A 23,187-nucleotide genomic window follows, 5' to 3' on the forward strand; every position below is an offset into this window, starting at 1 on the left:
GCGACACGGCTGAGTCAAGAGCTGGCCCGATCGTTCGAGGCCACCGCTGAACGTTGCCACGCCGGGCAGCCCGGACCGGCGCCGACGCTCCGGGGCAGCAGCAGACGGAAGACACAGCCGTAGCCCGGCCGGGTGTCCAGTTCGAGCCGCCCGCCGTGAGCCTCGGCGATGGTGGCGGCGATCGACAGCCCCAGCCCGGACCCCGGCCGTCCGGCCGCCGAACCCGTCACCGGGGCCCGGTAGAACCGTTCGAAGACCTGCCGCGCCACGTCGGCCGGCAGTCCGGGGCCGTCGTCGGCGACCTCCACCACACACACCGCAACCCCGGTGGGTAGCGCGCCCGTGGCGCTGCTGCGGCCGGGCCGGTCGGTTCCGCCCGTGCCGGGCCCGGTACGCACCGCCCCGACCCGGACCTCGATGCGCGTGTCCGGCGGGGTGTGCCGGCAGGCGTTGGCCAGCAGGTTCCCGATCACCTGCGACAACCGGTGCGCATCGCCCAGCGACTCCACCACGTCCAGCGCCGGCCCCGCCCCGTCCGGCCCGCCGTCGCCCAGCGGGACCAGCCGCACGTCCCGCCCCGGATGCGCGACGACGGCCGCGCCGACCCCGTCCGCCGCCAGCGACAGCAGATCCACCGTCTCGCGGCGCGCCACGGGCGCGTCCCCCAACTTGGCCAGCAGGAACAGGTCGTCGACGAGCAGGCTCATCCGCTCCGCGTTCCGGGCGATCAGCTCATGGGCCTCGCGGCGGCGCGCGGCGGGCAGCCGGGGTTGCTCCACGAGGAGTTCGGCGAACCCCTGGACGGAGGTGAGCGGGGTGCGCAGTTCGTGCCCCGCGTCGGCCAGGAACCGGCGCAGCCGCCGTTCGGAGGCTTCCTTGCGGTGCAAGGCGGACCGGACCTGGTCCAGCATCGTGTTGAAGGCGGCGCCGAGGCGCCCGGTCTCGGTGCGCGGATCGGTGTCGGCGACCGTCAGGGCCGATTCACCGGCTGTGATACGCAGGGCCGTCCGCTCCATCCGGGCCAGCGGACGCAGTCCGAGCCGTACGGCGGTGCTGCCCAGGAGCCCGACCCCGGCGGCGGTGACGGCACCGATCGCCAGACTGAACCACAGCAGCTTGGCGGTGGCACCCTCCACGGTGCCCAGCGGCAGCGCGACGACGACGCGCCGCCCGTCCGGCCCGGTGTCCGTGACCACTCGCCACGCCGCTCCGCCGTCCGTGTCCGGCACGGTGGCGGGCCGGCCCTCCTCCAGGGCCAGGGCACCGATGGTGGCGGGCAGCCGGGGGCTTCCGGCGCCGCTGCCGAGCGAGTCGGGCCGCAGCCGCCCGCCGGAGTCGTAGAAGAAGACCCGGTAGTCGGAGGGCAGGGCGTCCGCGCAGGGCACGGGCGCCGCCGCGTCCGGCGGCCGGCCGCAGCCGGGGTCGAACGCGGCCGGGGGCGGCGGGTGGAAGCGGGTGAGGCGGTGGTCGATCTGCCCCGTGAGCCAGGAGCGCATCACCACGAGACCGGCCGCCTGCGAGATCAGCACGGCCAGCGTGGCCAGCACGGTCGAGATCAGTACCAGCCGGGTCCGCACCGAGCGGGGCCGGTGCGGCAGCAGCCTCACGGCGCGTCCTCGCGGGGCAGCCGCAGACAGTAGCCCACCCCGCGCACGGTGTGGATCAGCGGCGGGCCGGCCCGGTCGATCTTGCGGCGCAGGTTCTTGATGTACGTGTCGACGATCCTGGTGTCCCCGGCGAAGCCGTAACTCCACACGTCCAGCAGGATCTCCCGCTTCTCCAGCACTTTCTCCGGCCGCGACGCCAGGCATACCAGCAGCCGGAACTCGGTCGGCGACAGCCGCACCGGCTGTCCGGCGCGGTGCACGGCGTGCCGCTCACGGTCCACGCTCAGATCCGCGTACCGCAGCGGTGCCGGCCCGGCGGCGGGGCGGGGCGCGCTTCCCGTGCGGCGCAGGATCGCCCGTATCCGCAGCAGGATCTCCTGGATGTGGAACGGCTTGGTGACGTAGTCGTCGCCGCCCGAACTGAGTCCGATGATTCGGTCCTCGATGTCCGTGCGCGCGGTCAGGAACAGGACCGGCGTGTAGTCGCCGCGCGCCCGCAGCCCGCGCGTCACGGCGAAGCCGTCCGTGTCCGGCAGCATCACGTCGAGCACCATCAGGTCCGGCCGACAGCGCTCCGCCTCGGTCACCGCGTCCCGTCCGTCGGCCGCCGAGGCGACGTGGTACCCGGCCGCCGTCAGCGCGGAGGTGAGCAGCGTACGGATACCGGGGTCGTCCTCGACGACCAGGACGGTGTGCCGGGCGGACCGGTCGGCCATGGGAAGGATCACCTCGCGGCGTTGCGGACACGGGCCGGGGCACCCTGCCGCGGACTCGATGTGATGCTAGCGGCCGGACTTGTGCGAGTTCACAGAAACGGGTGAGGGACGGGATGCCCCGGAGCACCGGACGGGCTCCGGGGCACCCGGCCGTCAGCCGGTGACCTGCTCGTTCTTGGCCAGGGCCGTGGTCCGCTCGGTGACCGTGGTCCGCAGGGCGCCGACCGCGCTCTCGACGTCCTCGGCGGGGACGCCGGCCCGGGTGGCCTGTTCCGCGAGGTCGTCGAGCGCCCTGGTGGCCCTGCCGGAGGCGTAGAACGTCTGGTACAGGTCCCGGTACGCCTTCTTGTAGACCGCGTCGAAGGCGTCGAGCTCCAGGAATCGTTCCTTGAGCGCGTGTCCGGACATCATGCCGCCGCGCGGCCCGCCGGCCGCGTCGTCGCCGCCCGGTGCCCCGGGGCCGCCCGGCAGGTCCGGCATGCCCTCGGGGAGCCCGCCCGGCGCGCCGGGGCCGCCGCCCATCTTCATCCGGTCGTCCGGGCCCGCCGTCGCGTCGCCGCCGAAGGTGAGGTTGTAGTCCCACCCCAGCACCGAGAACTTCCCGCTGTTCAGGTCGTAGCCGAGGAGGTAGTTCTTCCCCGGTCCCGCCATGTCGTCGAAGTTCATCAGCAGATTCTGTGTCGCCACGTAGCGGGCGAACGAGTCCACGTCGACGTGGATCGAGAGATCGGCGGCGAACTCCTCGTCCGAGGACTTCTCCACCCACTCGGTCAGCTTCATCACGGGTTCGAGGTCCTGGCTGCCGACCTTGTTCAGCTGCCGGAAGGACGTCTCGTACTTCGACGGATCGTCCCCCTGGTAGTCGAAGGTGCCGCCCGCACGGGCCTTGTAGACCACGGACTCGCCCTCGACGGCCTCGGCGTACTCGGTGTCGGGGTTCTCGACCATCAGCCGTACGGCCGTCGGCCGGTTGTTGACCGTCAGGGTGGTGAACCCGAACCGCTCGGCCGGCTCCCCGGTCCCGTCGATCAGCGAGAGCGCCAGCGCCTCGTTCACCGGGACCTGCGCGTTGCTGCCCGGACGGATCGAGATCTCGCGCTCGCCCTGGTAGGCGCGGCCCTCCACGTACTCGTCGATCTTGATGAGCCAGGGGAGTTCCTCGGGCTTGTCGGCGGAGAGGTTGTACTGCGGCATGCCTCCGCCGCGCCCACCACCGGGACCGGGCATCTGCCCGTCCGGCGCGCCCCGGCCACCGGGCCGCGCCGCGCCTCCGTCCGGGGGCTCGCCTCCCGGCGCCCCGCCTTCCGGCATCCCGCCTCCCGGCATCCCGCCTCCCGGGAATCCTCTCCGCCCGCCCCGCAGGGACATCAGCGTGGAGTTGCCCTTGAGCCGGATGCCGACGTCCCGCAGGAAGACTCCGTCGATGGTGAGGTCCGCCGGGATGGAGTCCTTGGTGCCGTCCTTCTTGAACTCCTTCATCATCTTGTCGAAGTCGGTCTGCTCGTACTCCAGCCGTACGGAGTGCTTCACGGATGTGTCGTACAGCCCGACCGTGCCCTTCACGTCCTCCGTGATCGTGTCGGCCTCCACCCGTGAGGAGGAGGTGACGTACGGGGAGACGCGTGCGTCACCGAACGCGTACAGCATCACCGCGAGCCCCGCGCACAGCGCCCCTGCCGGCTTCCAGTGGTGCCGCAGGCGTACCGGAATCCGGTCGCGCGGCCGCCGCCCGCGGGGCGCGCCCTCGACCCGGCTCACAGGTCGGTGGTGTCGTAACCGGTCAGAACCGTCACCCGCTGGCCCGAGGTCCGCTCCTGGAGGGCGGTGACCAGGTCGCCGGGTTCGGTGCCCTTCTTCATGCGGACCGTGTAGAACACCTCGCACAGTGCGCCGCCCCGGATCGTCTCCGTGGAGACCAGCTCGAACTCGCTGGTGTACTTGATCAGTACGTCCCGGATGCCCGGCGTGTAGTCCTCGCCCGCGGGGACCTGGACCTTGACGACCTGGCGCTGGACGTTCAGCGCGAACCAGTCGAACTTGTGCATGATGACGACGACCGCGCAGACGACCACCGCGCCGACGGCGGCCAGTGTGTAGAAGCGCGCACCGCAGGCCATGCCGATCGCCATCGCGAGGAAGATGAACCCGACGTCGCGGGTCTCCTTGACCGCGTTCCGGAACCGGACCACGGACAACGCGCCGACCAGGGAGAACGCACGGGCCAGATTGGACCCGACGACGAGCATGATCAGCGCGACGATCATGCCGACGATGACCAGCGTCTGGACGTAGGACTGGCTGTACGACACGTTCCGGTGGGTGTACCGGTAGACGTAACCGATGAGCGTGCTCAGGACGAAGGAGAGCACCATCGCCGCGACGACGTCGGCGACGCTGAACGTTCCGCTGAGTTCCTGCAGATCGAAGTTCACTGGATTCCTGCCTTCGACGGTGCCCGCTGGGCCACCGGCTGTGTGTCGAGGGGGGTGGTGGCGGGCGGCGGGTAGTCCGCCTCGTCGAGATGGAAGACGGACCGGGGCGCCAGCCCGAACGCCTCGATGGACTGGACGTACTTGGAGACCCTGACCAGGCTGAGGTTGCGGCGGGCCGCGAGGTCGGTGATCCAGTGCGGGGTGCGCTCGTTGACCTTGATCTCCATCACCGCCAGGTGCGGCGGCACGGTGAACCGGTTCTCCGGGCGCTCCTGCCCGAAGCGGAAGTCGCGGTCGCGGCCCCGGACACGCCGGTCGAAGGTGACCCGCAGCCCCGTGTCGGCGGATCGCCCGACGAGCGCCTCGCGCTGGTAGCCGGTCATCGCGGTGGGCCGCAGATTCAGCCGTACGACCAGGTCGAGCACCTCGTGGACGAACGCGCGCTCCTTCGGCGCGTGGTCCACCGGCGCATGCCCGTCGCAGAGTTGACGGGCCGTGCGGTACGGCAGGGTGATACGGCGCTTCTGGGTGACCCGGTTGACGCGCTGCTTGATCTCGACGCACACCGGTGAGTCGTCGGTGACCCCGGCGGGATCGCCGTAATGCCTGATCCGCAGCTTCCGGCGGAACTTGAGTCCCTCGATCTTCTCCCAGTAGAACCGCAGTTCGGGGGAGTCGTAGTACAGGCTCCACACGCCGTATCCGCCGACCGGGCTGTGCGGGTCGCGGTCCATCCGCTCCGCGAGTTCGTCGCGGAGTTCGGTGGCGAGTTCGACCGGGACCAGATACTTCAGCTCGTACCGGTTGAAGGCATGCAGTCTGCTCGCCACATGCGGCGGTGGGGGGTCCTCCGTAGCCGTGGGGTGCCCTTCGGCGGGAGCCCCGTACGGAGCCGTGTCGGGTTGCGACACCGTGCGCCTCCTTCGTCGTCCGTGCCGGACCTGCCGGCCCGCGACACGCAACCAACGGCGCATGAGGAGGCGATGAGAAACACGGGTGAATCTCGGGAGTGTCGAAGATGGCCGGAAGGTGAACACGGCCCCGCGCGAATGACGGTGTCCCCGGGACCGGCGGTGGACGCCGGACTCGGGGACACCGGGGGAGTGCGATCAGGCGAGCGAGGCGCTCAGCGTGATCGTGGTGCCGGAAAGCGCCTGGCTGACCGGGCAGTTCGCCTTGGCGTCCTCCGCCGCCTTGGTGAAGGCCGCCTCGTCCAGACCGGGCACCTCGCCGACGACGGTGAGGTGGATGCCGGTGATGCCGGTGCCGGGCTGGAAGGTGACCTCGGCCTTGGTGTCCAGCCGGGCCGGCGGCGTGCCGGCACCGGCGAGGCCGTGCGACAGCGCCATCGAGAAGCAGCTGGAGTGGGCCGCGGCGATCAGCTCCTCCGGGCTGGTCTTCCCGTTCGCCTGCTCGGCACGGGACGGCCAGGAGACCGGGTAGTCGCCGATCCCGGAGGAGTCGAACGTGACGACGCCCGTGCCCTCGGTCAGATTGCCTTCCCAGACCGTGTGCGCCTGACGCGTGGTAGCCATGCTGGTTCCCTTCGAACGGAATGCGCGGTTGTACGGGGACGGCGGAGCACGGCGTCGTGTTCCGCCGGGTGGTACGTCCTTACGCCCCCGAACCTACTGCGCCACCAGCTCCTTCGCGTCACGCGCCAGCGCGGTGAGACGGGAGATCGCCCGGAAATACTTCTTCCGGTACCCGCCGTTCAGCATCTCCTCACTGAACAGCCGGTCGAACGGCACCCCGGACGCGAGGACCGGCACCTCCCGGTCGTACAGCCGGTCCGCGAGCACCACGAGCCGCAGCGCGGTCGACTGGTCCGGCACCGCCCGCACCTCGGTCAGGCACACCGCCGCCAGCCCGTCCGTCAGCGCCCCGTACCGGCTGGGGTGGACGCGCGCCAGATGGTCCAGGAGCGCCGGGAAGTCGTCCAGACTGGCGCCCGGCGTGGCGTACGCGGCCTTGGTGACCTGCTCGTCCGAGTACGGCGGCGGGGCCTCGGGCAGACCGCGGTGGCGGTAGTCCTCGCCGTCGATGCGCAGCGGCCGGAAGTGCGCCGACAGGCCCTGGATCTCGCGCAGGAAGTCGGCGGCGGCGAACCGGCCCTCGCCCAGCTTGCCGGGCAGCGTGTTGGAGGTCGCGGCCAGCGCGACGCCCTCCTCCACCAGCCGGCTCAGCAGCGAGGACACCAGCACGGTGTCGCCCGGATCGTCCAGCTCGAACTCGTCGATGCACAGCAGCCGGTGCCCGCTCAGGGTCCGTACGGTCTGCTGGAAGCCCAGCGCGCCCACCAGGTTCGTCAGCTCGACGAAGGTGCCGAAAGCTTTCAGCGAGGGCGCGGCCGGGGTGGCGTGCCAGAGGGAGGCGAGCAGATGGGTCTTGCCGACCCCGTACCCGCCGTCGAGGTACACCCCGCGCGGCCCGGCCGGCGCGGCCGCCGCCTTCCGCCCGAACCGCCCACCCGTCGCCCGCCACCACCCCTCAAGGGATGCGCTTCGCGCTCTTCCGGATTTGCCCGCCCCCGACGCATGCGCCCCGCCGAGCCCGGCGGCGAAGTCGCTCAGCACCCGGACCGCCTCGGTCTGGCTCGGCTGGTTCGGGTCGGGCACGTACGTATCGAAACGCACCGAGTCGAAGCGCGGCGGCGGCACCATCTCGGCGACCAGGCGGTCGGCGGGGACGTGCGGCTCGCGGGCGCACAGGGACAGCGGGGCCGCTTCGGCTATGGGGCTGGACCCCGGCGCGGCGTAGGAGGACGACACAACCGTCAAGCTTACGACCCGTGTCACACTGCCGGACATGCGACGCCTGTTCCCTGTGACCGACCTGACAGCGGCCGACGCCCCCCACGCATGGAGCCTGGACGAGCTGGCCGACGCCTACGCCTACCCCGCGACGGACGGGCCCTGGCTGCGCGCCAACATGGTGTCCACCCTGGACGGGGCCGCCCAGCACGACGGCCGCTCGCAGCCCATCTCCTGCGAGAGCGACATGCGGATCTTCGGCACCCTGCGCGGCCTGGCCGACGTGGTGATCGCGGGCGCCGAGACCGTACGCCAGGAGGGTTACCGCCCGGCGCGGGCGCGGGACGCCTTCGCGGCGCGGCGGGCGGCGGCCGGCCAGACCGTCGCGCCGGCCGTGGCGGTGGTCAGCGGCAGCCTGGACCTCGACTTCTCGCTTCCGCTCTTCGTCTCGCCGCTGGTCCCGACGCTGGTGCTGACCGGGGCGGGCGCGCCCCCGGACCGGATCGAGACGGCCCGGAAGGCGGGCGCCGAGGTGGTGATCGCGGGGGAGGGCTCGCGGGTGGACCCCGCCCGCGCGGTGCGGGAGCTGGCCGGCCGGGGGCTGCGGCGGCTGCTGACGGAGGGCGGGCCCCGGCTGCTCGGGCAGTTCGTGGCCCATGGCGTGCTGGACGAGCTGTGCCTGACCGTCGCCCCGCTGCTCACGGCCGGTGACGCCCAGCGGATCGCGGGCGGCCCCTCGGTGACCGTGCCGAAACGATTCGCCCTGGCCTCGCTGCTGGAGGAGGACGGGTTCCTGTTCTCCCGCTACCGCCGGAGCTGATCCCGTACCCCTCAGCCGACCGGCGGTACCGGAACGGAGATTCCGGTTTCCCCGCCCGTGTCGACCTTGTCGGGGCAATCGGCGGAATATCACGTTCCGGTTAGCGTTCCGTGGGCAGAATGGATCTCGCAGACCCCGTGCGAGCGCGGGGAAGGATGGTTTCAGCAGCGACCGGCGACGGTCGCTGAAGAGAAGGGCTCTGTGGTGTTCACCAGCGTTTTGATGATCGAGAAGGCCCTCACCTCCGAGGACGTCGAATTCGTCACCACCCTGCACGGCGATGAGCGCACCTCCTTCGTCGTCCTCATGCAGCCGCGCGGCGACCAGGCGGACGTGCTGCTGCGGGCCATCGACGACCTGGCGATGGGCGAACTGAAGGAAGCGGCCCGCGAGAGCGAGGAACCCGAGGGCAAGAGCGCCCGGGACTCCGCCGCGCTCGCCCTGGAAGTCTCCCTGGAGGCCCTGCGCCAGGCGGGCTCCGAAGCCGTCGGACAGGTGATCGAGAACCATCCCCTGGACAAGCTCACCACCGTGGTCGAGGAGTCCGAGGCCGACGAGGTCATCGTGCTGACCGCCCCCCACTACGTCGAGGAGTTCTTCCACCGCGACTGGGCCTCCCGCGCCCGCCACAAGGTCGGCGTCCCGGTGCTCAAGCTCTTCGCGCACAGCGAATAGGCTGGGCCCGCGGCCAGGAGTGGCACCCGAGCCGCACCGAACCCACTCGAAACCCGCAGGAGCACAGATGGCACCCGGCATTCCCGCCGCCATGGAACGACCGCACTTCATCGGCATCGGCGGCGCCGGAATGTCGGGCATCGCCAAGATCCTCGCCCAGCGCGGCGCGAAGGTCGCCGGCAGCGACGCCAAGGAGTCCCCCACCGCCGACGCCCTGCGCGCCCTCGGCGCCACCGTCCACATCGGGCACGCCGCCGCACACCTGGCCGACGACGCCTCCTGCGTGGTCGTCTCCAGCGCCATCCGCGCCGACAACCCGGAACTGGTGCGCGCCGCCGAGCTGTCGGTCCCCGTCGTCCACCGCTCCGACGCCCTGGCCTCCCTGATGGGCGGCCTCCGCTCCCTCGCCGTCGCCGGCACCCACGGCAAGACCACCACCACCTCGATGCTCGCCGTCGCCCTCGGCGAACTCGGCCTCGACCCCTCCTACGCCATCGGCGGCGACCTCGCCGGGCCCGGCACCAACGCCGCGCACGGCGAGGGCGACATCTTCGTCGCCGAGGCCGACGAAAGCGACCGGAGCTTCCAGAAGTACGACCCCGACGTCGCGATCGTCCTCAACGTCGAGCTGGACCACCACGCCAACTACGCCTCGATGGACGAGATCCACGAGTCCTTCGAGACCTTCGCCGGCAAGATCGTCCCCGGCGGCACCCTGGTCGTCTCCGCCGACCAGTCCGGCGCCGCCGAGCTGACCCGCCGGGTCCGCGAGACGCTGCCCGCGCTCACCGTCGTCACCTACGGCGAGGCCGAGGACGCCGACGTACGCGTGCACAAGATCACCCCGCGCGGTCTGACCAGCGAGGTCACCCTCGTCCTGGGCGGCAAGTTCCTCACCTTCACCGTCTCCGTCCCCGGCCGCCACTACGCGCTCAACGCCGTCGCCGCCCTCGCCGCCGGCATCGCCCTCGGCATCCCCGCCCACAACCTCGCCTCCGCCCTCGGCAAGTACACCGGCGTCAAGCGCCGCCTCCAGCTCAAGGGCGAGGCGGCCGGCGTCCAGGTCATCGACAGCTACGCCCACCACCCGACCGAGATGACCGCCGACCTGGAAGCCATGCGCGGCGCCGCCTCCGAGGCCCGCCTCCTCGTCGTCTTCCAGCCCCACCTCTTCTCCCGCACCCGCGAACTCGGCACCGAGATGGGCCAGGCCCTCGCCCTCGCCGACGCCTCCGTGGTCCTGGACATCTACCCGGCCCGCGAGGACCCGGTCCCCGGCGTCACCAGCGCCCTGATCATCGACGCCGCCACGGCCGCCGGCGCCGACGTCACCGCCGTCCACGACAAGGCGGAGGTCCCGGCGGTCGTCGCGGGAATGGCGAAGCCCGGCGACCTCGTTCTCACCATGGGAGCGGGCGACGTCACCGACCTCGGCCCGCGCATCCTGGACCACCTGTCGAGCTGAAGGAGCCACCGTGCCGTACGACGTCGAGAAGCCGGACGAGCAGTGGCGGGAAGAACTGACCGCCGCCGAGTACGCGGTGCTGCGCAAGGCCGGCACCGAACCCGCGTTCACCGGTGAGTACACCGACACCAAGACCGCCGGGGTCTACTCCTGCCGGGCCTGCGGCGCGGAGCTGTTCCGCTCCGACACCAAGTTCGAGTCGCACTGCGGCTGGCCGTCCTTCTACGACCCCAAGGACACCGCCGCGGTCGAACTGATCCAGGACCGCAGCCACGGCATGGTCCGCACCGAGGTCCGCTGCGCCCGCTGCGGCTCCCACCTGGGCCATGTCTTCGAGGGCGAGGGCTACCCGACCCCCACCGACCAGCGGTACTGCATCAACTCCATCTCGCTGCGGCTGACCCCGGAGTCCTGACCCGGCCACCCGTACGGGACCGGCACCCGCCGGCCCCGTACGGAGGCCCCGCCGTGCCCGGCCCGCCCCGTGCGCTCAGCCCCGCCGCACCCGGCCCGCGATCCGCCGGCCCAGCCGGCCCAGCGTGCCGCGCTCCCGGCGGTTCCAGTCCCGGAACGCCTCCGCCCGGCCGCTGCTCCCCGACCGCCCGACCGCCTCCTCGACCGCCGTCACCCGGTCGGCCGGCAGCCCGCGCACCACCGGCCGCAGCACCTCGTCCAGCAGCCCGGCGGCGGCCTCGCTCCACACCCGGCCCGCATGCGGATGGGCCGTCCAGACCGTGAAGCAGTCGGCCGCGTAGCCGGGATCGGCGGCCAGCCGGGCCCGTACGCCGTCCCCGCGTGCCGCCCGCGCGTAGGCGCCGATCAGATCCGCGTCCCCGCTGTGCACCAGCGCGTACAGCTCGGCGTCCGGCCGCTCCGGCGCCAGCAGCCGCCCGGCCACCGCGTCGCACGCCTGCCCCAGCACACCCGGCTCCACCGGCTCCGCCTCCGCGCGCAGCGCCGCCACCCGCTCCGCCCACTCCGGCTCCGCCGCGCCCGAGCGCACCTCACGGGCGAACTCCAGGAGCTGGAGGGCCGCCCGCGTCCGGCCCCCGGTCTCCTGCGGAAAGCCGCGCAGCAGATCGTGGGCCAGCTCCGGCGCCTCGCCGTCCGCCGCCCCGGCGCCCAGCGCGGCCGCCACCAGGCGCGGCCAGGTACCGGCCGCCCGGTGCGCGTCGGAGGTCGCCGTCTCCAGCAGCAGCCGGGCCTCGGCCGGCGCCGGCGCCTCCTCGCCCCACACCAGGCCCACGGCCGTCCGCAGCACCAGCGGCTCCGCGAACGGGGAGACCCCGCCGGCCCGCAGAATCCGCTGGAGCGCCGCCACCCGGTCGTCGCCGCAATCCGACCGGGCCTCCGGCGCCCCGGCGCACATTCGCAGATGCGGCAGCGCCTGGGTGCCGGTGAACGGCAGCGGCACCCGGCTCAGCAGCTTCTCCACCGCCGCCGGGCCGTCCGGCGCGATCCGGTCGAGCGCGCCCAGCAGGGCCGTGCGGACGTCGAACTGCTCGTCCATCAGCTCCAGCAGAGCCGCCGCCCAGCCCGGCGTGCCTTCCCCCGTCCCATCGGCGGCATCCGGCAGCAGTGCGGGGGCCAGCCGGTCCACGACGGCGGGCAGCAGCTCGGCGCAGTCCACCCCCAGCAGCCGGGCCACCCGCAGCAGCTGCACCGTACGGGCCACGTCCAGGCCGACGCCCGCGCCGCTCAGCTCGGTCCGGATCTCCGGCCCCAGGACCTCGGCGACGGCCGCGCCCTCGGGCCCGCTGAACGCGGTGCGGCCGGGCAGCTCCAGCGAGCCGTTGCCGCCGCGCACCGCCTCCGTCACCAGCATCGCGGCGAGCGGGGCGGTGGTGGTCACGGGGGAGCGGCCGTCGAGCGCGGCGAACAGCCGTCCGGCGGCGTCGAACTCGGGCCCGGAGCGGCTGTCCACGCCGGGCGCGGTCAGCGCGTCGACCAGCTGCCGGGTCCGCTTCCCGTCCAGGGCGTACGGCCGCTCGGCCGCCCAGTCGGCCGCCGCCGCGCGCTCCCCGGTGCCCAGCGGTATGCCGGCGCACAGGGCGGTCACCGCCAGCGGGCCCGCCGCGAACGGCTCGCCGGGCAGCGCCGCCGCCTCCCGGAACAGCTCGGGCGCCCGGCCGCGCCAGATCCGGGCCGCCGTCCGGGCCCAGACGTCGTCCACCGGCCCGTCCGGGCGCGGGCCGCCGCACACATGCACGCAGAGTCCGGAGTCCGCCAGGTCGTCGGCGTCCTCGGGGAGCACGCCGACGACCTGCTGGGCGGCGTCGCGCGGGCGGCGGGTGTACGTGGTGAAGGTCAGGTTCTCGGCGAGCCCGTCCGGCAGGGCGTACCCGGCGAGCGCGAGCCAGCGCGCGACATCGGCGCTGTGGCGTTCGACGAGCACGACCCGCTCCGGAGCCCCGGCCCCGTGGAGCCTGCGCAGGTCGGACAGCACACCGGCCAGCCAGGGGCCGCGCGCGACGGCGAAGTCGTTGAGGGTCTCGCGCTCGCGGGCCTCGTGCCCGGTCACGGCGGGCGGCGCGGCCAGCGGGCCGGGCAGCGGGCGCTGCGGGACGGCGGCGGCCCAGCGGCCGGAGCGGCAGGCGGTGAGCGGCAGCATGCCGCCGGGGAGCCGGGTGCCGGCGGGCAGGTGGACGGCGTGCGCGTGGAAGCCCGCGGCGGACGAGCGGGCGGAGCGGACGGCGACGGTCCGGGCGAGCAGCCGGCTGCCGTCGGACAGCACGCTGAAGCTGAGCGCCTCGGGCAGGGCCCGCAGGTCGGCGTCCGTGAGCCGGTCCGGGGTGCCGCGCGGTGGCTCGTACGCCAGGAGCGGTTCCGCCTCGGTCAGCACGGACCCCGGTATGGAGGGGTCCACCGCCGCGAACCGGCCGGCCGTGCCGCCGTCCTCGCCGGTTCCGTCCCCGTCCGCCGAGGTGTAGTGCAACTGTGCGAGGCTCATGCGCCGGCTCTCTTCGTCCCTGCCTGAAGATCCCCTGCCACCCGCACCCGCCCGCGCGGTGGCAGCGGCCTCCCGGCGAAGCGGCGACCCCGGCGGGGAGTGCTCCGCAGTCGCTGGGGCGACGCTATCAAGAGCGGACCGCACCGGGTGGGGCCCGGACCCCAACTGCCCGCCGCGCTGGCGGCCCTGACGCCGTACTACTCGAACCGCGAGGTGTCGCCGGCTCCCCTGCGTACGATCTCCAGGTCGCCGTTGGAGAAGTCGATGACGGTGGTGGGCTCGGTGCCGCAGTCGCCGGAGTCGAGGACGATGTCCACCTCGTGGTCGAGGCGCTCCTTGATCTCCCAGCCCTGCGTCAGCGGCTCCTCCTCGTCGGGCAGCAACAGCGTGCTGGAGAGCAGCGGTTCGCCCAGTTCGGCCAGGAGGGCCTGGACGACGGGGTGGGACGGGATGCGGACGCCCACCGTCTTCTTCTTCGGGTGCAGCAGCTGGCGGGGCACCTCCTTCGTCGCCGGCAGGATGAAGGTGTACTGGCCGGGCGTCGCCGACTTGACGGTGCGGAACACGTCGTTGTCGATGTGCACGAACTGCCCGAGCTGGGCGAAGTTCTGACACATCAGCGTGAAGTGGTGACGGTCGTCGAGATGGCGGACGGCCCGGATGCGTGCCAGCCCGTCACGGTTGCCGAGCTGGCACCCGAGCGCGTAGCAGGAGTCCGTGGGGTACGCGACGAGCGCGCCGGAACGGATGTTCTCGGCCACGTTGGTGATGGTGCGGTGCTGGGGATTTTCGGGGTGTACGTCGAAATACTTCGCCATCCGCCGAGTCTACGGCGGGCGCGCCCGCACTGCTTGTGCATCGTACACATTCCATGCATCGTGCACACGTTCCGTGGTATATCTGTACAGAGAGGTCGCGTTCCGGCGGAGGAGGCGTACCGCAGTCGTAGGGAGCCGCGCGTGGACGAGCCTGTGGACCGGATCGAGTTCGAGACGATGCTGCTCGGCCGGCACATGAGTCTGATCACCTCGCGGGGCGACGGCCGGCTCGACCGCAGCGCCTACATCCTGCTCAGCCGCATCCGGGCCCAGGGCCCGATGTCCATCGGCCAGTTGCGCGACGCCTTCGGCCTGGACACCTCCACGCTGAACCGGCAGACCGCCGCCATGCTCCGGGCCGGTGTCGTGGACCGCATCCCCGACCCGGACGGCGGCATCGCCCGCAAGTTCGCCATCACGGACGAGGGCGAGCGCCGGCTCGACAAGGACCGCGCGGAGAACCGGGAGGGCCTGCGGCGGGTCCTCGCCGACTGGACCCCGCAGGAGGCCGCCCGCTTCGCCGAAGGGCTGGCCCGCCTCAACCGCGACATCGAACGGCTCGACGGACGGCCCTGGCCCCGCGACTGAGGCCGACCGGCACACCGCGCGGCGGCGTGAAGCGGAGCTGCGGTCCCGTTTAAGAAATCCTCGATGGACCCGGGGCGCGGGGTACGGCAGATTTCTCCGTGACGGCGGAGGATGGTGCGCGGCAGCCGGTGCGAGCGCGCTGCCATGCCGTCCCTCTCATTCTTCCCCGGGGCCGCGGGCCTGCTCGAACATGCCCGCGGCCCCAGGGAGCACCACGCCGCACCAGGTACAGGGAGCCGCAGCCGTGAAGGCACTCGTCAAGCAGAAGGCAGAGCCCGGACTCTGGCTGATGGACGTCCCCGAGCCCGAGACCGGCCCCGGCGACGTACTGATCAAGGTCCTGCGCACCGGCATCTGCGGAACCGACCTGCACATCCGCGACTACGACGGCTGGGCGCGGCAGGCCGTCACCACCCCGCTGATCCTCGGACACGAGTTCGTCGGGGAGGTCGCCGCGGTCGGCGCGGACGTCGTCGACATTTCGGTGGGCGACCTGGTCAGCGGCGAGGGCCACCTCGTCTGCGGCAAGTGCCGCAACTGCCTGGCCGGCCGCCGCCACCTCTGCCGCTCCACCCTCGGCCTCGGCGTCGGCCGCGACGGCGCCTTCGCCGAGTACGTCGCGCTGCCCGCGTCCAACGTGTGGGTGCACCGGGTCCGGGTCGACCTCGACGTCGCCGCGATCTTCGACCCGTTCGGCAACGCCGTGCACACCGCGCTGTCCTTCCCGCTGGTCGGCGAGGACGTCCTGATCACCGGCGCCGGACCGATCGGCATCATGGCCGCCGCCGTCGCCAAGCACGCCGGCGCCCGCAACGTCGTCATCACCGACGTCAGCGAGGCCCGCCTCGACCTGGCCCGCAAGGTCGGCGTCAGCCTCGCGCTCAACGTCGCCGAACAGACCATCGAGGACGGCCAGCGCGAACTGGGCCTGCGCGAGGGCTTCGACATCGGCCTGGAGATGTCCGGCCGCCCCGAGGCGATGCGCGACATGCTCGCCAACATGACGCACGGCGGCCGCATCGCCATGCTCGGACTCCCCGCCGAGGAGTTCGCCGTGGACTGGGCCCGGATCGTCACCTCGATGATCACGATCAAGGGCATCTACGGCCGTGAGATGTACGAGACCTGGTACGCCATGTCCGTCCTGCTGGAGGGCGGCCTCGACCTCGCCCCCGTGATCACCGGCCGGTACGGCTACCGCGACTTCGAGGCGGCCTTCGACGACGCGGCGAGCGGCCGCGGCGGCAAGGTCATCCTCGACTGGACCGCCTGACCTCCTCACCTCTTTAAGGAACCGGCATGTTCGACTCCGTACGCGACGACCTGCGCACCACCCTCGAAGAGATCGAGGCGGCCGGGCTGCACAAGCCCGAGCGCGTCATCGGCACCCCGCAGTCCGCGACCGTGGCCGTCACCGCCGGGGGCCGCCCCGGCGAGGTGCTCAACTTCTGCGCCAACAACTACCTGGGCCTCGCCGACCACCCCGACGTGATCGCCGCCGCGCACGAGGCGCTGGACCGCTGGGGCTACGGCATGGCCTCCGTCCGCTTCATCTGCGGCACCCAGGAGGTCCACAAGGAGCTGGAGCGGCGGCTCTCCTCCTTCCTGGGCCAGGAGGACACGATCCTCTACTCCTCCTGCTTCGACGCCAACGGCGGCGTGTTCGAGACGATCCTCGGCCCCGAGGACGCGGTCATCTCCGACGCCCTCAACCACGCCTCCATCATCGACGGCATCCGGCTCTCCAAGGCCAAGCGGTTCCGCTACGCCAACCGCGACATGGACGACCTGGAGAAGCAGCTCAAGGAGGCGTCCGGGGCCCGGCGCCGCCTCGTCGTCACCGACGGCGTCTTCTCCATGGACGGCTACGTCGCGCCGCTGCGCGAGATCTGCGACCTCGCCGAGCGCTACGACGCCATGGTCATGGTCGACGACTCGCACGCCGTGGGCTTCGTCGGCGCCGGCGGCCGGGGCACACCCGAGCTGCACGGCGTCATGGACCGGGTGGACATCATCACCGGCACCCTCGGCAAGGCCCTCGGCGGCGCCTCCGGCGGTTACGTCGCGGCCCGCGCCGAGATCGTCGCCCTGCTGCGCCAGCGCTCGCGCCCCTACCTCTTCTCGAACTCGCTCGCCCCGGTCATCGCCGCCGCCTCCCTCAAGGTCATCGACCTCCTGGAGTCCGCCGGCGACCTGCGCGAGCGGCTCAACGCGAACACCGCGCTCTTCCGCACCCGGATGACCGCGGAGGGCTTCGACATCCTGCCCGGCGACCACGCCATCGCCCCCGTCATGATCGGGGACGCCGCGAAGGCGGGCCGGATGGCGGAGCTGCTTCTGGAGCGCGGCGTGTACGTGATCGGGTTCTCCTACCCGGTCGTCCCGCAGGGCGCGGCCCGCATCCGCGTCCAGCTCTCCGCGGCGCACTCCACCGACGACGTGAACCGCGCCGTGGACGCGTTCGTCGCCGCCCGCGCCGCGCTGGAGAGCTGAGCGCGGTCCCCAGCGGTCGCGGGGGCGGTCAGGGCGCCCCCGCGACCTGGGCCGGAGCACCCCCGCGACCTGGGACAATGGGTCGCATGATCGATGCACGGCGGCTGCGTGTCCTGCGCGCCGTGGCGGACCACGGCACGGTGACCGCCGCGGCCGCCGCCCTGTACCTGACCCCGTCCGCCGTCTCCCAGCAGCTCGCCGCCCTGGAGCAGGAGACCGGCCACCGGCTCGTCGAACGCGGCTCGCGCGGCGCCCGCCTCACCCCGGCCGGCGACATCCTGCTCACCCACACCAACGCGGTGCTCGCCCAGCTGGAGCGGGCGGAGGCCGAACTGGCCGCGTACGGCTCCGGCGAAGCCGGTACGGTCACGGTCGCCGCGTTCGCCACCGGCATCGAGCACGTCGTCGCCCCGGCGGTCGCCGCGCTGAGCCGGAGCGCGCCCGGCATCCGGGTGCGCGTACAGGACGCCGAGGGCGACGCCAGCGTGCCGATGGTGCTGGACCGGCAGGTCGATGTGGCCGTCGCCGTCGAGTACCGGGGCGCACCCGGCGAGGACGACCGCCGGCTCACCCGCGTACCGCTGTACTCGGAGCCGTTCGACGCGGTCCTGCCGGTCGGGCACCGGCTGGCCGGACAGGAGGAGGTGGCCGTCGCCGAACTGGCCAAGGACACCTGGATCGGGCCCTACCCGGGCAACCCCTGCCACGACGTGGTGGTCCTGGCCTGCGAGTACGCCGGATTCGCCCCGAACCTCGAACACTCGTCGGACGACTTCCACGCGGTGGTCGCGCTCGCCGGCGCGGACGCCGGAGTGGCGCTGGTGCCGCGCACCGCGCTGCGGGGCATGCCGCTGACCGGGGTGGTGGTCCGCCCGGTCCGGGACACCGCGCCGACCCGCCGGGTGTTCGCGGCGGTACGCCGGGGCGCCGAGGCCCATCCGCTGATCGCCCCCGTACTGGACGCCCTGGCCGGCGCGGCGGGCTGAGGCGGTGGCGGAAACCGAACGGCGTATGGAGTGTCCTCGGTAGGGTGGCTGCACACTACACGTGACCGGGGGTGACCAGCGCATGGGCGACGGCAAGGACAGCGGCAAGGTCCTCGACATCAAGACGGCGGACATCAAGGCGACGGCACCGGTATTCCACACGCAGGGCAAGAACCTGAGCAAGGCGCTCACCACGCTGGTCACCACCCTGGACGGGCTGGGCAAGCCATGGGGCGACGACGAGCAGGGCAAGCAGTTCGGCGACGCCTACAGCCCCCAGCAGACGCTCATCGAGAAGGCGGCCGGCACGCTCGTTCTCGGCCTGATCAGCATCCACGAGGCGATGGCCGACATGTCGGACGGGCACGTGGACAACGACGAGCTGATCTCCGGAATGTTCAAGAAGGCGAAGCCGACCGCCGGCCACGACCAGGGCGACGAGTGAGTATCGAGGACGAGGCCAAGGACCTTCTGCTCAAGCTCGGTATGTGGTGGCCCGACGCCAACTCCGGCACGCTGCGCAGCGCCGCCGGTGCCTGGCGGACATTCGCGGACGCGGTCGACGACGTCCGCACGCCGGTCCACAACGCGGCCTCCTCGCTGATCGCCAACAACACGGGCGAGGCGATCGAGACGTTCACGGTGTTCTGGGGGCGCTACGCCAAGGACAACGACGCGGGCTGGCTCAGTGATCTGGCGAAGTCGGCGCGGAAGATGGCGGAGGCGCTGGACAAGTTCGCCGATGCCGTCGACGACGCCATCACCAAACTATGGACACAGATAGGGATCGACGCCGCGGTCATCGTGGGTGGCGTGGCGCTGGCCTTCTTCACCGCGGGTCTCGCCGCGGGGGCCGCCGCGCTGGCCACCGAGGCGCTGATCGAGTTCGGCGTCACCATGGGCATCGCCGTGTCCACCACCGTCGCCGAGATCGCGGCCGGCACCCTGGTCGCCGCGGCCTTCGGCGGCATCGAGTCGGTGACCATGGACCTGGCGGTCGCCCAGCCCCTGAAGATCGCCACCGGTCTCCAGGACGGGTTCAGCCTGGACGAGATCAACGCCGCGGCCCGGGACGGCATGGTCTACGGCGGGATGTTCGGTGCCGGCAGCGGTGTCCTGAAGGCCGGCGTGGAGGGCAACCTGTTCACGGGCCCCAACAGCGTGCCGCTGATGCTGCGGCCGCCGACGCTGCGCCCGGACCTGGTCGAGATCGGGCCCGCCGCCCGGCCGTGCAGGAGCACCCCGTGCGTCGGTGAGCCGATCGACGTGGCTACCGGCGCCATGCTGATGACACAGACGGACCTGACGCTCCCGGCCGGGCTCCCGCTCGTCGTCGAGCGGACCCATCTGTCCTCGTACCGCGGAGGGGTGTGCTTCGGCCCGGCCTGGGCCTCCACCCTGGACGAGTGCCTCCAGATCGACGGCGAGGGCGTGGTGTTCGCCGCCGCCGACGGGATGCGGCTCGTCTACCCGGTCCCGGAGCCGGGCGTGCCCGTGCTGCCGGTCAAGGGTGCCGCCTGGCCGCTCGAATGGGACGGGAAGCCCGACGGCGCGATGACCATCACCGACCCCGGCACCGGAGTCGTCCGCATCTTCGGCGCCCCGCTCCCCTCGGGCACCTTCGGGGTCTTCCACCTCCCCCTGGAAAGTTGGCACGACCGCGACGGCACGCGGATCGACGTCGAGCGCACGGACGACGGCATCCCCGGCGCGCTTCGCCACTCCGGCGGCTACTACCTCGCCGTCGACACGTCCGGCCCGCGCGTCACCGCGCTGCGGCTCCTCGACCACGCCCCGGACGTCTACACGAAGCACGCCTCCCGCGAGGGCGGCACCGTCGTCATGCGGTACGGCTACGACGCCGAGGGCAACCTCACCGAGGTCGTCAACTCCAGCGGCGAACCGCTGCGGTTCACGTACGACTCGGAGGGCCGGGTCACCTCCTGGACCGACCGCAACGGCACCTCGTTCGCTTACGTCTACGGCGCCGACGGCCGCGTCGAGCGTACCGAGGGCAGCGAGGGCATCCTCTCCGGCTCGCTCGCCTATGACGACGCGGCGCGCACCACCACGTACACGGACTCCCTCGGCCGGCGCTCCACGCACCGGTACAACGCCGCGGGCATGGTCGTCGAGGAGACCGATCCGCTCGGCCACACCACCCGCACCGAGTGGACGGACCGGGGCGACAAGCCGCTCTCCGTCACCGACCCGCTGGGCCGCACGACGCGTTACGCGTACGACGAGGCCGGTCGTCTCACGGAGGTGACCCTGCCGGACGGGTCCGGTGCCCGGGCGACGTACAACGCGCTCGGCCGGCCCACCGAGGTCGTCGAACCGGGCGGCGCGGTCTGGCACCACACCTACGACGAGCGGGGCAGCCTGCTCACCACGACCGACCCTCTCGGCGCCGAAACCCGCTGCTCCTACGACGATTCGGGCAAGCTCTCCTCGATCACCGACGCGCTGGGCCACATCCGCACGGTGACGTCCGACGCGGCCGGGCTGCCCGTCGCGGTCACGGACGAACTCGGGCACACCACGACCGCGCGCCGCGACACCTTCGGCCGCGTCGTCGAGGTCACCGACCCGCTCGGCGGGACGACCCGCACCGGCTGGACCACCGAGGGCAAGCCGTCGTGGCGCGAGTACGCGGACGGCACCCGTGAAGCCTGGAGCTGGGACGGGGAGGGCAACCTCCTCACCCACACCGACCGCGCGGGCGGTACCACCGAGCACACCAGCACCCACTTCGACGTCCCCGCCACCCGCACCGACCCGGACGGCACGACATACGCCTTCGCCTACGACACCGAACTCCGGCTCACCACGGTCACCAACCCGCAGGGGCTGACCTGGTCGTACGTGTACGACGGGGCGGGGCGGCTGGTCGGGGAGACCGACTTCAACGGCCGGGCGCTGACCTATGCGCACGACGCGTCGGGAGGCCTGACGTCCCGGACGAACGGCGCCGGCGAGACGCTCCGCTTCACCCGCGACACGCTCGGCCGGGTCGTGGAGCAGGCCGCCGACGGGGGCGACGTCACCACCTACGCGTACGGCGCCTCCGGCCACCTGACCCACACGGCCAACCCGGACGCGGAGGTCACCATCGAGCGCGACGTGCTCGGCCGCACGCTCACCGAGACCGTCAACGGCCACAGCACCACGTACGCGTACGACGCCCTCGGACGCGTCACCCGGCGGACCACCCCGTCCGGGCTGGTCTCGGACTGGACCTACGACCCGGCCGGCCGGCCCACCCGGCTCGGCACCGACGCCGGCGCGCTGACCTTCGCCTACGACGCGGCGGGCCGCGAGACCGAGCGCCGCGTCGGCGACACCGTCACCCTCACCCAGGACTGGGACGCCGTCCACCGCCTCACCGGGCAGCGGCTCTCGGCCGGGGTGAGCGGGGCCGACCGGCTGCTCCAGCACCGTACCTACGCCTACCGCCAGGACGGCTACCTCACGGAGATCCGCGAACTCAGCTCGGGCACCCGCCGGTTCGACCTCGACGCCACCGGCCGCGTCACCGGGGTCCGCGCCCACGGCTGGACCGAGACGTACGCCTACGACACGACGGGCAACCTCACCCACGCCACGGCCCCCGCGCACGAGTCCGCCGGGGACCGCGAGTTCACCGGCACCCTCATCCGCAGCGCCGGCCGCACGGTCTATGAGCACGACGCCCAGGGCCGCCTGATCCGCAGGACCCGCAAGCTGCTCAACGGGCAACGGCTGAGCTGGACGTACGCCTGGAACGCGGAGGACCGCCTGACCGAGGCGGTGACCCCCGACGGCGACCGCTGGCGCTACGCCTACGACTCCCTGGGCCGCCGCCTATCCAAGCACCGGGTGGCCGAGGACGGCTCCGCCACCGACCGCACGGAGTTCACCTGGGACGACCTGCGCCTGGCCGAGCGGACAAGGCCCGACGGCCGGGTGACGACCTGGGACTACGCCCCCGGCACCCACAGCGTCCTCACCCAGACCGACCACAAACCGCTGCCCACCGAGAAGGGCGCGTCCCTGCTCGCTCAACTGGCTTTGGACGCCTCCACCGACTTCAGCACCCGCTTCCACGCCGTCGTCACGGACACCCTCGGCACCCCGGCCGAACTGGTGACCCCCGACGGAGAACTCGCCTGGCAATGCCGCACCACCCTGTGGGGAACGGATTTCCCGGCCGCCACGGACACCACGTCCGTGGACTGCCCGATCCGCTTCCCCGGCCAGTACGCCGACCCCGAAACCGGCCTGCACTACAACCACTTCCGCTACTACGACCCCGAAACCGCCCGCTACCTCAGCCCGGACCCCCTGGGCCTGGAACCGGCGCCCAACCCGGCCGCTTACGTCCCCAACCCTCACGTCTGGTCTGATCCTCTGGGGCTCGAAGGTTGCCCGGACCTCAAACCGGGAACAGTTTTGGGCGACGTTGAAAAGGTGCATGGATGGGTGCCCAAGGCCATTCCTGAAGAGGCCATGAAGGTTCTGCGTGATGTGAAGGAGTACAATTTTGGTTGGGGGGGGGAGGTCCAGGATTCTACGGCCCGAAATGGTGGACTGAAACATTTGAGAACAGCGGGAGAAATGGCGGGTATCAACTTCCGGTCCAAGAGCCGTCCGGAAAGCCGATCACTTATCAGGAATACGGTACCTATCCGGCAGCGGACAACCCTAAGCCGGGTGGTGAGCGCTGGGTGTTCGGCAGTGACGGCTCCGCCTACTACAGCCCGACCCACTACCAGACATACATTGTGGCTACCAGTCCGAGATGGGCGGAGTAATGGCAGAGAAGTCCGGGTCGATTCACGTTGCTCCGTGGATGCACGTCGTTGTGGAGGGTGGCGGGCCATGCCTCGATGAGCTTCTGCCTGC

At 72.2% G+C, this 23,187-nt stretch carries 19 protein-coding genes; 10 read left to right on the forward strand and 9 right to left on the reverse strand.

What is annotated here, in order from left to right:
* Nucleotides 1-14 precede the first annotated feature (14 nt).
* From DNK56_RS29590 to zapE, 7 genes are all read right to left on the reverse strand, one after another.
* Complete coding sequence (locus tag DNK56_RS29590; RefSeq protein ID WP_111338840.1) at nt 15-1,607, reverse strand: HAMP domain-containing sensor histidine kinase; 1,593 nt, start codon at nt 1,605-1,607, stop codon at nt 15-17.
* Nucleotides 1,604-2,323 carry a response regulator transcription factor gene (locus DNK56_RS29595; RefSeq protein WP_111338841.1) on the reverse strand — a complete coding sequence of 240 codons (720 nt, stop codon included), beginning with the start codon at nt 2,321-2,323 and terminating at the stop codon, nt 1,604-1,606. The genes DNK56_RS29590 and DNK56_RS29595 overlap by 4 nt, the downstream gene beginning before the upstream one ends.
* A 153-nt stretch (nt 2,324-2,476) precedes the next feature.
* Nucleotides 2,477-4,081 carry a CotH kinase family protein gene (locus tag DNK56_RS29600; RefSeq protein WP_111338842.1) on the reverse strand — a complete coding sequence of 535 codons (1,605 nt, stop codon included), beginning with the start codon at nt 4,079-4,081 and terminating at the stop codon, nt 2,477-2,479.
* Nucleotides 4,078-4,755, reverse strand: a complete 678-nt coding sequence (locus DNK56_RS29605; protein WP_111338843.1) for a DUF4956 domain-containing protein — start codon at nt 4,753-4,755, stop codon at nt 4,078-4,080. Before DNK56_RS29605 ends, DNK56_RS29600 begins: the two co-directional genes overlap by 4 nt.
* Nucleotides 4,752-5,585: a polyphosphate polymerase domain-containing protein gene (locus DNK56_RS29610; RefSeq protein WP_241990198.1), complete on the reverse strand. Its 834-nt coding sequence runs from the start codon at nt 5,583-5,585 to the stop codon at nt 4,752-4,754. Before DNK56_RS29610 ends, DNK56_RS29605 begins: the two co-directional genes overlap by 4 nt.
* A gap of 279 nt (nt 5,586-5,864) precedes the next feature.
* Nucleotides 5,865-6,290: an OsmC family protein gene (locus DNK56_RS29615; RefSeq protein ID WP_111338845.1), complete on the reverse strand. Its 426-nt coding sequence runs from the start codon at nt 6,288-6,290 to the stop codon at nt 5,865-5,867.
* Nucleotides 6,291-6,383: 93 nt separating this feature from the next.
* A complete protein-coding gene (zapE, locus tag DNK56_RS29620; protein ID WP_199563580.1) occupies nt 6,384-7,526 on the reverse strand; it encodes a cell division protein ZapE in 1,143 nt (380 codons plus the stop codon).
* A 37-nt stretch (nt 7,527-7,563) separates the two neighbouring features.
* Here zapE and DNK56_RS29625 point away from each other — a divergent pair, with 37 nt between their 5' ends.
* The 4 genes from DNK56_RS29625 to msrB all read left to right on the forward strand — a co-directional run bounded on the left by DNK56_RS29625 (nt 7,564) and on the right by msrB (nt 10,883).
* Nucleotides 7,564-8,328: a pyrimidine reductase family protein gene (locus DNK56_RS29625; protein WP_111338847.1), complete on the forward strand. Its 765-nt coding sequence runs from the start codon at nt 7,564-7,566 to the stop codon at nt 8,326-8,328.
* Nucleotides 8,329-8,550: 222 nt separating this feature from the next.
* On the forward strand, nt 8,551-9,003 hold the full coding sequence (locus DNK56_RS29630; protein ID WP_111338848.1) for an indole-3-glycerol phosphate synthase: 453 nt from the start codon (nt 8,551-8,553) through the stop codon (nt 9,001-9,003).
* A gap of 67 nt (nt 9,004-9,070) precedes the next feature.
* Entirely contained in the window at nt 9,071-10,468 is a 1,398-nt protein-coding gene (murC, locus tag DNK56_RS29635; RefSeq protein ID WP_111338849.1) for a UDP-N-acetylmuramate--L-alanine ligase, read from the forward strand.
* Nucleotides 10,469-10,478: 10 nt separating this feature from the next.
* On the forward strand, nt 10,479-10,883 hold the full coding sequence (gene msrB, locus DNK56_RS29640; protein ID WP_111338850.1) for a peptide-methionine (R)-S-oxide reductase MsrB: 405 nt from the start codon (nt 10,479-10,481) through the stop codon (nt 10,881-10,883).
* 75 nt (nt 10,884-10,958) lie between these two features.
* On the opposite strand, the gene DNK56_RS29645 is transcribed toward msrB, so the two are convergent.
* A complete protein-coding gene (locus DNK56_RS29645; RefSeq protein WP_111338851.1) occupies nt 10,959-13,418 on the reverse strand; it encodes a GTPase-associated protein 1-related protein in 2,460 nt (819 codons plus the stop codon).
* A gap of 197 nt (nt 13,419-13,615) precedes the next feature.
* Complete coding sequence (locus tag DNK56_RS29650) at nt 13,616-14,236, reverse strand: L-threonylcarbamoyladenylate synthase (RefSeq protein ID WP_111338852.1); 621 nt, start codon at nt 14,234-14,236, stop codon at nt 13,616-13,618.
* Nucleotides 14,237-14,377: 141 nt separating this feature from the next.
* Between DNK56_RS29650 and DNK56_RS29655 the strand changes: the two genes are divergently transcribed.
* The 6 genes from DNK56_RS29655 to DNK56_RS29680 all read left to right on the forward strand — a co-directional run bounded on the left by DNK56_RS29655 (nt 14,378) and on the right by DNK56_RS29680 (nt 23,175).
* On the forward strand, nt 14,378-14,824 hold the full coding sequence (locus tag DNK56_RS29655) for a MarR family winged helix-turn-helix transcriptional regulator (RefSeq protein ID WP_111338853.1): 447 nt from the start codon (nt 14,378-14,380) through the stop codon (nt 14,822-14,824).
* Between the two features lie 244 nt (nt 14,825-15,068).
* On the forward strand, nt 15,069-16,097 hold the full coding sequence (gene tdh / locus DNK56_RS29660) for an L-threonine 3-dehydrogenase (protein ID WP_111338854.1): 1,029 nt from the start codon (nt 15,069-15,071) through the stop codon (nt 16,095-16,097).
* A 26-nt stretch (nt 16,098-16,123) separates the two neighbouring features.
* Nucleotides 16,124-17,317, forward strand: a complete 1,194-nt coding sequence (locus DNK56_RS29665) for a glycine C-acetyltransferase (RefSeq protein WP_111338855.1) — start codon at nt 16,124-16,126, stop codon at nt 17,315-17,317.
* Between the two features lie 86 nt (nt 17,318-17,403).
* Complete coding sequence (locus DNK56_RS29670; protein WP_111338856.1) at nt 17,404-18,303, forward strand: LysR family transcriptional regulator; 900 nt, start codon at nt 17,404-17,406, stop codon at nt 18,301-18,303.
* 82 nt (nt 18,304-18,385) lie between these two features.
* Nucleotides 18,386-18,748, forward strand: coding sequence for a hypothetical protein (locus DNK56_RS29675; protein ID WP_111339665.1), 363 nt, complete (start codon nt 18,386-18,388; stop codon nt 18,746-18,748).
* Complete coding sequence (locus DNK56_RS29680; RefSeq protein WP_446750392.1) at nt 18,745-23,175, forward strand: RHS repeat-associated core domain-containing protein; 4,431 nt, start codon at nt 18,745-18,747, stop codon at nt 23,173-23,175. The genes DNK56_RS29675 and DNK56_RS29680 overlap by 4 nt, the downstream gene beginning before the upstream one ends.
* Nucleotides 23,176-23,187: the final 12 nt, after the last annotated feature.

Origin of the sequence: Streptomyces sp. AC1-42W, assembly GCF_003248355.1 — a bacterium.
In the GTDB taxonomy this organism is placed as follows: Bacteria; Actinomycetota; Actinomycetes; order Streptomycetales; family Streptomycetaceae; genus Streptomyces.

Excerpts from the sequence above, each read along its gene's own strand:
- DNK56_RS29595 (WP_111338841.1), bottom strand. The coding sequence starts at position 2,323 with ATGGCCGACCGGTCCGCCCGGCACACCGTCCTGGTCGTCGAGGACGAC.
- DNK56_RS29615 (WP_111338845.1), bottom strand. The coding sequence starts at position 6,290 with ATGGCTACCACGCGTCAGGCGCACACGGTCTGGGAAGGCAATCTGACC.
- DNK56_RS29625 (WP_111338847.1), top strand. The coding sequence starts at position 7,564 with ATGCGACGCCTGTTCCCTGTGACCGACCTGACAGCGGCCGACGCCCCC.
- DNK56_RS29630 (WP_111338848.1), top strand. The coding sequence starts at position 8,551 with ATGATCGAGAAGGCCCTCACCTCCGAGGACGTCGAATTCGTCACCACC.
- murC (WP_111338849.1), top strand. The coding sequence starts at position 9,071 with ATGGCACCCGGCATTCCCGCCGCCATGGAACGACCGCACTTCATCGGC.
- DNK56_RS29645 (WP_111338851.1), bottom strand. The coding sequence starts at position 13,418 with ATGAGCCTCGCACAGTTGCACTACACCTCGGCGGACGGGGACGGAACC.
- DNK56_RS29650 (WP_111338852.1), bottom strand. The coding sequence starts at position 14,236 with ATGGCGAAGTATTTCGACGTACACCCCGAAAATCCCCAGCACCGCACC.
- DNK56_RS29665 (WP_111338855.1), top strand. The coding sequence starts at position 16,124 with ATGTTCGACTCCGTACGCGACGACCTGCGCACCACCCTCGAAGAGATC.
- DNK56_RS29670 (WP_111338856.1), top strand. The coding sequence starts at position 17,404 with ATGATCGATGCACGGCGGCTGCGTGTCCTGCGCGCCGTGGCGGACCAC.
- DNK56_RS29675 (WP_111339665.1), top strand. The coding sequence starts at position 18,386 with ATGGGCGACGGCAAGGACAGCGGCAAGGTCCTCGACATCAAGACGGCG.